General features: G+C 56.3%; 10 protein-coding genes. 8 read left to right on the top strand and 2 right to left on the bottom strand.

Annotated elements, in window-relative coordinates; translation table 11 throughout:
* Window positions 1–335: 335 nt before the first annotated feature.
* Together uvrB and uvrC are read left to right on the top strand one after the other, a co-directional pair.
* A complete protein-coding gene (uvrB, locus tag GXX82_01180; protein NLT21639.1) occupies window positions 336–2,324 on the top strand; it encodes an excinuclease ABC subunit UvrB in 1,989 nt (662 codons plus the stop codon).
* Entirely contained in the window at window positions 2,321–3,922 is a 1,602-nt protein-coding gene (uvrC, locus tag GXX82_01175; GenBank protein NLT21638.1) for an excinuclease ABC subunit UvrC, read from the top strand. Before uvrB ends, uvrC begins: the two co-directional genes overlap by 4 nt.
* Before the next feature lie 143 nt (window positions 3,923–4,065).
* Here uvrC and GXX82_01170 read toward each other — a convergent pair whose 3' ends face one another.
* Together GXX82_01170 and GXX82_01165 are read right to left on the bottom strand one after the other, a co-directional pair.
* Entirely contained in the window at window positions 4,066–5,991 is a 1,926-nt protein-coding gene (locus GXX82_01170; GenBank protein NLT21637.1) for a response regulator, read from the bottom strand.
* 10 nt (window positions 5,992–6,001) lie between these two features.
* A complete protein-coding gene (locus GXX82_01165) occupies window positions 6,002–6,799 on the bottom strand; it encodes an HDOD domain-containing protein (GenBank protein NLT21636.1) in 798 nt (265 codons plus the stop codon).
* A gap of 176 nt (window positions 6,800–6,975) precedes the next feature.
* Here GXX82_01165 and rplC point away from each other — a divergent pair, with 176 nt between their 5' ends.
* From rplC to yqeC, 6 genes are all read left to right on the top strand, one after another.
* Entirely contained in the window at window positions 6,976–7,623 is a 648-nt protein-coding gene (gene rplC / locus GXX82_01160) for a 50S ribosomal protein L3 (GenBank protein NLT21635.1), read from the top strand.
* A 183-nt stretch (window positions 7,624–7,806) separates the two neighbouring features.
* Window positions 7,807–8,175: a 6-carboxytetrahydropterin synthase QueD gene (queD, locus tag GXX82_01155; GenBank protein NLT21634.1), complete on the top strand. Its 369-nt coding sequence runs from the start codon at window positions 7,807–7,809 to the stop codon at window positions 8,173–8,175.
* A 7-nt stretch (window positions 8,176–8,182) separates the two neighbouring features.
* Complete coding sequence (locus GXX82_01150; GenBank protein NLT21633.1) at window positions 8,183–8,974, top strand: GTP cyclohydrolase I FolE2; 792 nt, start codon at window positions 8,183–8,185, stop codon at window positions 8,972–8,974.
* The gene (locus tag GXX82_01145; GenBank protein ID NLT21632.1) at window positions 8,971–9,432 is read left to right on the top strand and encodes a hypothetical protein; all 462 of its coding nucleotides are present in this window, start codon (window positions 8,971–8,973) and stop codon (window positions 9,430–9,432) included. Before GXX82_01150 ends, GXX82_01145 begins: the two co-directional genes overlap by 4 nt.
* Entirely contained in the window at window positions 9,419–9,673 is a 255-nt protein-coding gene (locus tag GXX82_01140) for a DUF2007 domain-containing protein (GenBank protein ID NLT21631.1), read from the top strand. The genes GXX82_01145 and GXX82_01140 overlap by 14 nt, the downstream gene beginning before the upstream one ends.
* A 22-nt stretch (window positions 9,674–9,695) precedes the next feature.
* Entirely contained in the window at window positions 9,696–10,370 is a 675-nt protein-coding gene (gene yqeC / locus GXX82_01135) for a putative selenium-dependent hydroxylase accessory protein YqeC (GenBank protein ID NLT21630.1), read from the top strand.
* The last annotated feature ends 113 nt before the right edge of the window (window positions 10,371–10,483 follow it).

The following is a 10,483-nucleotide window of genomic DNA, read 5'->3' as shown; positions in this document are numbered from 1 at the left end:
GCGGATATGAGAATATCAGACGTCTTTATTCGGCCCCGTCCCCTGGCTTAATCCTGATCGAAAGACCATGACATAGAAAGGCAAAAAGGGCAGGTTACATTTACACTTGACAGTTGTCAGCCATATGAGAAAGGCAAAAAGGGCAGGTTACATTTACACTTGACAGTTGTCAGCCATATGGGATTCCGGCCTTCGCCGGAATGACGGATTGAGAGGGTGCGAAGGAATGACGGCGGAACACGATCTCAACCGGGAGCCAACTCAGTCAAGAGCCGGTCGAGCGGTTCAAGCGGTCCTTTTGACATGCCGTCAAAAGGACATTAGACTATAGCGTTATGCAGAGGTTCAGGCTTGTCAGTGATTATGAGGCAAAGGGAGACCAGCCCGCGGCCATCGACAAGATCGCCCGGAATATCGTCCAAGGGGTTGCCCACCAGGTGCTGCTCGGGGTTACCGGATCAGGCAAGACCTTCACCATGGCGAACGTCATCGAGCGCGTCAACAGACCGACCCTCGTCATTTCCCACAACAAGACCCTGGCGGCACAGCTCTATGCGGAGTTCAGGACGCTCTTTCCCGAAAACGAGGTCCACTTCTTCGTCAGCTACTACGACTACTATCAGCCCGAGGCCTATATCCCTTCCACGGACACCTTCATCGAAAAGGACTCCTCCATCAACGAAGAGATAGACAGGATGCGGCTCCTGGCAACAAACGCGCTCTTCGAACGGGAGGACATCATCATCGTCGCCAGCGTTTCCTGCATCTACGGCCTCGGCTCGCCCGAGACATATTACGGGATGCTTCTCAATATCGAGGAAGGACAGGTGATAGAACGGCAGGCCATCCTTCAACGTCTTGTTCAGGGCCAGTATGAACGCAACGACATAGATTTCTACCGGGGCAGGTTCCGCGTTCGCGGCGGCACGATAGACGTCTTCCCGCCCTACGAGGAGGACAGGGCGTTCCGGATCATCCACGATGAGGACAGGGTGGTGTCCATCTCCAGCATCGATCCCCTCACAGGCAAGGCCCTCGAACGGTTCAGGCGCGTAACCATCTTCCCCACCACGCACTACGTTATGCCCCGCCAGACGATAGACCGGGCGATCGCATCCATCGAGGAGGAGCTCGCCGCCCACCTCGACCTCCTGAGGTCCCACAACAAGCTCCTCGAGGCACAGCGCCTGGAGACGAGGACCAGATACGACATCGAAATGCTGCAGGAACTTGGTTACTGCTCGGGGATAGAGAACTATTCCCGTCATTTTACGGGCAGGGCCCCCGGCGAACCCCCGCCCACCCTCATGGACTATCTCCCGGCGAATTCCCTCGTTATGATCGACGAAAGCCACGTCTCGATGCCTCAACTCGCCGCCATGTATCGCGGAGACAGGTCGCGCAAGACAACTCTCGTCGAACACGGATTCCGTTTGCCGTCGGCGCTCGATAACCGTCCTCTCACCTTTGAGGAGTTCGAGGCACGGGAGAAACAGGTCCTCTATATATCCGCCACTCCCGCTCAATATGAACTCGCGAGGTCCCGGGGCTGCGTCGCGGAGCAGATCATCCGGCCCACGGGCCTCATGGACCCCGAGATCATCCTCAAGCCAGCGAAGGACCAGGTGGAGAACCTCATCATCGAGATAAAGAAGACCACTGAGGCGAAGGAACGGGTCCTCGTCACGACGCTCACCAAGCGTTTTGCCGAAGACCTCACGGACTTTCTCATCGACAGGGGAATCAAGACAAAGTACCTCCATTCAGACGTCGACACCCTCGAAAGGGTCGCCATCGTGAGAGACCTGAGGCTGGGAAAGTTCGATGTTCTCGTCGGCGTGAACCTCCTCAGGGAGGGCCTCGACCTTCCAGAGGTGTCCCTTGTCGCCATCCTTGACGCCGACAAGGAAGGTTTCCTGCGTTCCCAGACCTCTCTCATCCAAACCTGCGGCCGGGCCGCCCGGAACCTCAACGGCAGGGTCATCATGTTCGCGGATACGGTCACGGAATCCATGCGCCGGGCCATCGACGAGACCGAGCGCCGCCGGACCGTCCAGCACGCATACAACGAGGAGAACGGGATAACTCCCGAAGGGATCCGCAAATCCATCGTCGATGTCCTCTCGTCCATCTACGAGAAGGACTACTACGAGATGCCCGTCGACCAACTGGACACAAAGGGACTCAAGCCCAAACAGCTCTCGAAGATGGTCAGGAGATTGAAGAAGGAGATAGCCGAGGCGGCGAAGAAATGGGACTTCGAGAAAGCGGCGCTGCTTCGCGACAGGCTGCTGGCCATCGAGAAAACGGAGCTTACCCTGTGATCCCGGGGACGACGGTCGACGGCCTGCCCGGATCACCGGGCGTCTACCTCTTCAAGGACAGCGACGGCCGGATCATTTACATAGGCAAGGCCAGGAACCTCCACGACCGTGTCCGCAGTTACTTTCGCGACGACGTGAAGGACATCAAGACGCGGACGCTGGCGGAGACGGTCCACGCGGTGGACTTCATCCTCACCGCGAACGAGAAAGAGGCCTTTCTCCTGGAGAACAACCTCATCAAGGAGCACACCCCGAAATACAACATTGACCTTAAGGATGACAAATCGTACATATCGCTCAAGCTCACGGTCAAGGACGAGTACCCTGCCCTCTTCGCTACCCGCACGATCGTCGACGACGGCTCCCTTTACTTTGGCCCCTATCCCCACGCCCGCGATGTCCGGGACATCCTGAAGCTCATCGAGCGTCTCTATCCCGTCAGGAAATGCAAGATGACCGTCTTCCGGAAAAGGAAGAGGCCCTGCATGCTTTACGAGGTGGGCAAGTGCCCGGGGCCGTGCGTCATACCCGTTGACACCGCCGAGTACGCGGCGACCATAGGCGATGTGCGGAACTTCCTTGCCGGCAGGGATGAAAAGGTCCTGAAGGATATCGAGGGCCGCATCGCGAAAAAGGTCGCCGCCTGGGACTTCGAAGGGGCCCAGGTCCTGAAGGAGCGCCATCAGGCCATACGGGGGATGATGGAAAAGCAACATGTCCACGAGCATTTCGGAAAGAACCGCGACGCCTGGGCCTTCTCCGAGGGAACGGGGAAGGTCTCGCTCGTTGTCCTCACCTTCCGCAGGGGTGTCCTCCTCTCGCGGCGTCTGTACAAGGAGCGCTTCTACGGGGACGATCCGGGAGAAATGATAATGACCTTTCTCTTCCAGTACTACAGCTCGCGCCCCATACCCGACGAGATCATCCTCTCCGAGGAGATGGATGACAGCGACGTCCTGGAGACGTATCTCAGGGAAAGGAAGAAAGGCCCCGTGAAGATCATGGATCCTTCCCACAGTGGTGTGAGGGACATGGTGCGCCTCGCCGTGGAAAACCTCCACGAGCCGGAAATCTTGCCTCTCGACGAGTCCTTCCGGAATGTCCTGCGCCTGAAGACAGCGCCGCGGCGTGTGGAGATCTACGACATCTCGCATATCGGCGGGCAGAATCCCACGGGTGCCTTCACGGTCTTCCAGGATTTCAAGCCCGTAAAGGACCAGTACCGCGTCTTCCACATCCGCTCCGGGGAAACCATGGATGATGTCGCCATGATAACGGAGGTGCTCACGCGCCGGGTGAAGAACGTCGATCTCGGCCCCCTGCCGGACCTTTTCGTAATAGACGGGGGCAAGGGACAGCTCGCGGCGGCCCACCGGGTGCTCAAGACCAACAACGTCGACAGGGACATCATCTCCATAGCAAAAGGAGAGCGCCGCAGGAGAATGGAAGACGTCATCTACGTGCCGGGACGAAAGAACCCCCTCGCCCTGCCCCGGGCATCAGCCGTCTTCAGGGAAATAGTGAAGATGCGCGACGAAGCCCACCGCTTCGCCGTCGCCTCGCACAGAAGGTGGAGAAGGAAGGAGAATTTGAAATAGGGAGAAAACGCACACGGGTCCGCGCTTCGCGCAAACGGGTCGGCGCTCACGCGCCTAACGAGTGAACGGGTGAAAGCAGAACAAGAGAGGCACATCTTTTTCCCGTGTGCCCGTTTGCCCGAAGGGCAGACTCGTGTGCCCGTCTACTGTCTTTCCAGCACTTCCGCTATCGCCGAGAGTGCTTCGTCGTCCTTGAAGGGTTTGTCGAGGAAACCGTCGACCCTGTATTCCTTCAGCTTTTCCCTTTGCTGTTCGCTCATGAATCCGCTCGAGATGATGACCTTCATGTCCGCATGGGTCTTTCGGATGCGCCGGAGCACCTCGTCGCCTTTCATTCCCGGCATGATCACGTCGAGGATCACAAGATCGATCTCACGCTGATGCCGGGCGTATATCTCGAGCGCGTCTTCGCCGTTCTCGGCCTCGAGAAGCCTCGCGCCCGTTTCCGAAAGGATGCCTTTGAGCAGCTCACGGACCAGGTATTCATCGTCCACGATGAGAATGGTCCTGCCGCTCAAGCCCTGGCCGCGGCGCGGCGCCTCCCTTCTCTTTGTGTCTGTCATCCGCATTGTCGGAGCAGGCAGATAGAGGTAGAAGACTGTGCCCTTTTCTTTCTCGCTGACTATTTCGATGAAACCCCCGTGCTCCTTGACCACCTTGTCGACAAGGTACAGACCCATGCCGAGATTGGAAACGCCTTCCTTGGTCGAGAAATAGGGCTCGAATATCTTGTGCTGCAGCGCCTCGTCGATCCCTTTGCCCGTGTCCTGTATCTCGATGCAGATGTAGCCTTTGTCCTGCCGCGAGGTTGAAACGCGCAGCAGACCATCTCCGTCCATCGCGTCCCTTGCGTTGATGAAAAGGTTCAGGAAAACGTTCTGCAATTCCGCCTCATCCCCCTTTATGTTGGGAAGTGTGGCGTCAAGGTCCCTTTCGATGCGTATGTTGAAGAAACTCTCTTTCAGCAGGAAAAGCACGTCATCGAGAAGGGCGTTCACATCGACGAGGCCCGTCGATCTCTTCTGCCGGCGGGAAAAATTGAGGAGATGCTTCGTCAGTTTGGATGCGCGTTGGGCGGAGTGTTCGATCGCCTCCGCGTAGCGGGATAGTTTTGCGTCGGAAAGGAGCTTCTTCATGAGAGCCGCGTAACCGAGAATACCCGTGAGCATGTTGTTAAAATCATGGGCAATGCCTCCCGCCAACATTCCCACGCTCTCCGTCCGTTTCCTGAGAAGGTGTTCTTCCTCACTGACCTTCATCTTCGCCACGTCCTTGAACATGATGGCCCGCCATTCTCCCTTCTCGTCGGCATTCTTGACGGCAAAGCTCTCGACACGGAACATCCTGTAATCGTCCCGCAATTTGTATCGTATCTCCCCCCGGAAGGGGCGGTTCTTCTTGACGAGGTCTTCCGGCAAGCCCGGTATGGCCCTGTCCGCACGTTCGCCGAGCAGGAAACCTTTTTTTGTCTCGAACTGCGCCTTTGCGTTCCTGTTCGCGTAGCAGATGTAACCCTTCCTGTCCAGAAGGACGAGGGGATCGGGGAAGACCTCCAGCACCTTCTCGAAGGTGGCCGCCGAATGGACCCCTTTTCGGCGCGCCCCCCCGCTGCCAAGGAGCAGCGACCTGTTGTATATGTCGCAGACGATCTCGAGTTCCCTGAGGAGCCTCAGTTCCATGTTTATCCAGTACCTCTTGCCGAGCACGAGATACCCGATCGTCCTGAGCTCTCTCCGGAGGGGGTATATGTAGAGAAGACCGTACCCGAAGACATCATCCACAAGCGAGGCCGTGGCCGAGCTGCCGTTGAAGGCTGCGACACTCGCGTAATCGAGGCTGTTCAAGGTCTCGTCGATGCTGTAGAACCCTTCGCGTATTATGCCGTCCTCGTCGACCATGATCTTGCACACATCAAAGAACGACTCCTCCACGAAGATCCTGGGCACATGGCTTATGAGCAGGTCCTCTTCCGCGCTTTGCATGATGCGCATTATGATGGAATAATTGTTTATGGTCCTCTCGTAGAAGTTCCACTGGAGCTTCATCGATTCCGTCTGTATGTCCTTCATTTTCATCTCGTCAACCCAGTTGGAGAAATTCCATTATCTTCTCAACTTCCAGCGTAATGGCGCCCTTTTCCTTGTCCAGTATGAAGGCCTCCGTCGACTGTCCGCTCAATGTGCGCGTGAAGAAACGGTCCGAGGCGTTCACCACCCGGAGCAGGGAATCCTGCTGATCCGGTTTATGGTCGCCATGGTGGCCGCGAATAACGCGGGCAAAGTCGTGGGGGAATTTCCACTTTACGGCAATGATGTACCCCGTTTCCTGGTGATCGATGCCGAAACGGTCACGCTCGAGGGCGACGACGTCGCCCGTCCCCTTGGTTTCTTTCAGTATTTCTCCGTAGTCGGGAACGGCGAGATAGAAGACGATCTTGCCGATATCGTGCAGGAGTGACGCGGTATAGGCCTTCTGGGGGTCCTCGATGCAAAGGCGCTCCGCCAGAAGGCGTGCAGCCGAGGCCACCTCGATGGAGTGTTTCCACAGATCGAGGAGGTCATCCTCCTTCAGCCTCAGCATCTTTATGATGCCTTCCATCAGCAGGATGCAGCTCACGATGCTCCGCACCTCTTCGAAGCCTATGGTGAGCATGGCGCGCTGGAGGTTGAATATCTCGATACCCCTGCTGTAATAGGCGGAGTTCGCAATGCTGATGATCTTCGAGGAGATGGCCTGGTCGTACTTGACCACCTCGGAGAGATCATTGAAGGAAGAGTTGTTGTTACCGAGAACCGTGAACACCCTGTTCACGATGCTGTCCAGCGTCGGGATCACCTTGATCTCGCTCGCCTGGTTGATCAGCTGCTCTCTTGGCATTGCATGAGTCATAGTCGTATATTGGGGTTTTCGGAGAAAAAAGTGATCCATTAAGCTTTTTTTGCATTATTCTCCTCACCTGCCCGCAGCTGACCGCACAGCGTGTCTGACGGAATTCATCTTGACTTTCGGGTAGTTTTTGACTATGATGTTACAATTTTTTGGAGGTGTCCACCATGGGATTAGGTCTTATAGGCAAGAAACTAGGCATGTCGCAGATATTCGACGAACACGGGAACGTTGTCCCCGTTACGGTCATAAAAGCCGGTCCGTGCTACGTGGTCCAGAAGAAGACCGCCGATAAGGAAGGTTACAACGCCGTCCAGATCGGTTTTGATGAAGTCATCAAGGTGCAGCGCGTGAACAAGCCCGATGCGGGCCATTTCAAGAAAGCCGATGTGACGCCCACTCAGGTCCTCAGGGAGTTCAAGGTAACACCGGAAGACCTTGAGGCGAACGAGGTGGGTGCCGTCTATTCCGTGGACATCTTCGAGCCCGGGGATTTTATCGACGTCACCGGCACATCGAAAGGCAAGGGCTTCGCCGGCGTGGTCAAGCGCCATGGCTTCAAGGGTGCCCCCGCATCACACGGTTCCCACGAGTTCTTCAGGCACGGTGGTTCCATCGGGCAGAACATGACCCCCGGACGCACGATGAAAGGCAAGAAGATGGCCGGCCACATGGGTTCGAAGAGGATCACGGTCCAGAACCTCAAGATCATCGACGTGCGCGGCGACACAAACCTTCTCCTCGTCGAAGGCGCCGTCCCCGGCCCGGCAAAAGGCTACGTTTTCATAAGAAGAGCGGTGAAGAAGCAGAGCTAGCACTCTTATCTCGACCGGAATCAACCCGACAGGCTTCAGTATTGAAGCCTGTTTGTATTTGACTGCAGGTGATAGGTGCCGGGTAATAGGTTATGGGAATTGAACTCTCCTCCCATGACCAATGACCTGTAACCTATCACCCGTCTTCTTGACTTTCCCCCCCTTCAGACGATATCTTATGGCATGTTCACACTGTGCGTGAAGGATTCATTTGCGGCGGCTCACCGCCTTGTCGGCTACAAGGGCAAGTGCGAGGAACTCCACGGGCACAATTTTGCCGTGGAAGTCTACCTGAGCGGCGAGAGTCTGGGAGATGACGGGATGCTCGTCGATTTCAAAACCATCAAGGCAAACCTGCAGAAAGTCCTCGATGTCCTCGACCACAAGTACATCAATGATATACCGTTCTTCGCCGAGCAGGCCGCCTCCGCTGAATGCATAGCCATGTACATCTTCACGGAGATGGAAAAGCTCATGGGTGGAGAACGCGTGTCCGTAAGCAAGGTCACCGTCTGGGAATCGGAAAAGGCCTGTGCGATCTATGAACGATAGACAGAAAATGGCTGACGTCCAGAATATGCATGACAGCCGTGAGATAGAGATCGACAAGGTGGGGGTCAAGAACGTCAAGTACCCCATCATCGTCCTCGACCGGGCGAACGGCCATCAGAACACCATCGCCACCATCGACATGTACGTGACCCTCCCCCACCACTACAAGGGGACCCACATGAGCAGGTTCGTCGAGATCCTGCATGAATACAAGAACATGATCAACATGAAGAACTTCCCCGACATCTTGAAGGAGATGAAGGCACGGCTCGACGCGGAAGCCACGCACATGTCCGTGTCCTTCCCTTATTTCATCAAGAAAGAGGCCCCCGTCTCGAAGACGCCGAGCTACATGGAATACCAGTGCGGGTTCAAGGGTTCCATGGGCGCCGACAACACCATGACGGAGTTCATCGTCTCCGTCTCGGTCCCCATAAACACGCTCTGCCCCTGCTCCAGGGAGATCAGTGAGCGCGGAGCCCACAACCAGAGAGGGATCACGAAGGTCGACGTGTACACGAAGAGGTTCTTCTGGATCGAGGACCTCATCGATATTGTGGAAAAGAGTGCAAGCAGTGATATATACTCTATTCTAAAGAGAGAAGACGAGAAGTTCATCACGGAGCAAGCCTTCGACAACCCAAAGTTCGTCGAGGACGTGGTGAGGGACATATCCGAGAGATTATCACGGGATACGAACATCCGGTGGTTCGCCATCGAGGCGGAGAACTTCGAGAGCATACACAACCACAGCGCGTACGCGTATCTCGAGAGAGACAATGAGGGAGGGAATGTATGAAGAAGATCGTGGTCCTGTGCTTTGCGTTGTCCCTGGTGTGCGCCGGGTGCGCAGCTTTCCAGAAACAAGGGTCTGAACCGGCGCCGGCCCCCAAGACCCAGGGGTTCAACCAGGCCTTCTATGGCTTTTCCGATGTGCCTGTCCCGAAGGAACTGGAGATCGTCAACGATCGCAGCTTCGTCTACGAGACGCCCACCTTCAAGGCAGGGGTCATCGTCTTCACCGGAAATGTCGACCCCGCCTCGGTTGAGAGCTACTACAAGCTCAACATGGCCAAGAACGGCTGGAAGTACATCAACAGCTTCCGGTACAAAGACATCGTCATGAACTACGCCAAGGAAGACAAGACCTGCAACATCAAGATATCCCGCGGGGCATTTCAGACCGAGCTCGAGGTCTGGGTCGGTCCGGCCGACAAGGGATCGTTCCCGAAATCCACCCCGAATGGACCGAAGTAAGCAGATAAACGTCCACACCATCGAGAGCATCTTTGAGATGGACATGATCAAGGATGCTCTCGATAAAGAGGACATTCCTTACACCATCAAGGAACACAAGGACACCGCCTACGACGGCCTTTTCATCCTCCAAAAAGGTTTCGCCTCCCTCTACGTGGATGAAGGCGACAGGGACCGTGTCCTCGCCATCGTCAAGCGCATCAGGACCCTTCCCTATGTGGCATATTCAAAGGACGAATGACCCGTCAGACCTGATCGGGAACATGAAGTTCGTCTCCTTCGTCGGGGGAGGGGGAAAGACGACCTTCATCGAGCATCTCGCCCGTGCCTGCCTCGCGGTGGGCAAATCCGTAGCCTTTGCGACAACGACAAGGATATTCATCGCCGAGCCCTTCACCCTTTTCGATGACTGGATGAAGGGACCGCGCGGGGCACCGTTCATGCACATCGGAAAGACGATCGAGGGACCCAAACTGACGGCGCTGCCCTTCGCGGAAGTGGAGGCCCTGGGCAACGATTTCGATGTCGTCCTCATCGAGGCCGACGGGGCAAAGGGTCACCCCCTCAAGTACCCGGCGTCGCACGAACCCGTCATCCCCCCTTTCTCGGACAGGGTCTTCATCGTGGCGGGCCTCGACGCCCTCTTCAAGCCATTTGACGACGCGGTCTTCCGCCATGAGCTCTTCAGCCGCGAGACGGGGACCGAACCTCCGCGCCTCGTCTACCCCGACATCTTCATCCGCCTCTTCCAGGATGACGCCCTCCTCAAATCCACGTCCGGCCTCAACCGCACCATAGTCCTCAACAAGTACGACACCTCCCGCCCCCGCCACCTGGCCGCCGTGCTGATGGAAAAGATATTGGACCGGACAGGCATAGGGGACGGCCTGATCACCGCGGTCAAGCACGGGGTCTTGTATCGAATGGGTAATGGGTAATGGGTGATGGGTGATGGGGAAAAGCCTTCCCATAACCTATGACCTATAACCTATGACCCGCCTCTTATTTTTCTTGCTTTTTACCCAATATATTCATATATTTATGCCCTATG

This window comes from Syntrophorhabdus sp., from assembly GCA_012719415.1.
Classification (GTDB): Bacteria; Desulfobacterota; Syntrophorhabdia; order Syntrophorhabdales; family Syntrophorhabdaceae; genus Delta-02.
Note: the sequence above shows the minus strand (reverse complement) of the source record. Positions and strands in the feature narration are given on the sequence as shown.

Excerpts from the sequence above, each read along its gene's own strand:
- yqeC (NLT21630.1), top strand. The coding sequence starts at position 9,696 with ATGAAGTTCGTCTCCTTCGTCGGGGGAGGGGGAAAGACGACCTTCATC.
- GXX82_01140 (NLT21631.1), top strand. The coding sequence starts at position 9,419 with ATGGACCGAAGTAAGCAGATAAACGTCCACACCATCGAGAGCATCTTT.
- uvrB (NLT21639.1), top strand. The coding sequence starts at position 336 with ATGCAGAGGTTCAGGCTTGTCAGTGATTATGAGGCAAAGGGAGACCAG.
- queD (NLT21634.1), top strand. The coding sequence starts at position 7,807 with ATGTTCACACTGTGCGTGAAGGATTCATTTGCGGCGGCTCACCGCCTT.
- GXX82_01165 (NLT21636.1), bottom strand. The coding sequence starts at position 6,799 with ATGCCAAGAGAGCAGCTGATCAACCAGGCGAGCGAGATCAAGGTGATC.
- GXX82_01150 (NLT21633.1), top strand. The coding sequence starts at position 8,183 with ATGGCTGACGTCCAGAATATGCATGACAGCCGTGAGATAGAGATCGAC.
- GXX82_01170 (NLT21637.1), bottom strand. The coding sequence starts at position 5,991 with ATGAAGGACATACAGACGGAATCGATGAAGCTCCAGTGGAACTTCTAC.
- rplC (NLT21635.1), top strand. The coding sequence starts at position 6,976 with ATGGGATTAGGTCTTATAGGCAAGAAACTAGGCATGTCGCAGATATTC.
- GXX82_01145 (NLT21632.1), top strand. The coding sequence starts at position 8,971 with ATGAAGAAGATCGTGGTCCTGTGCTTTGCGTTGTCCCTGGTGTGCGCC.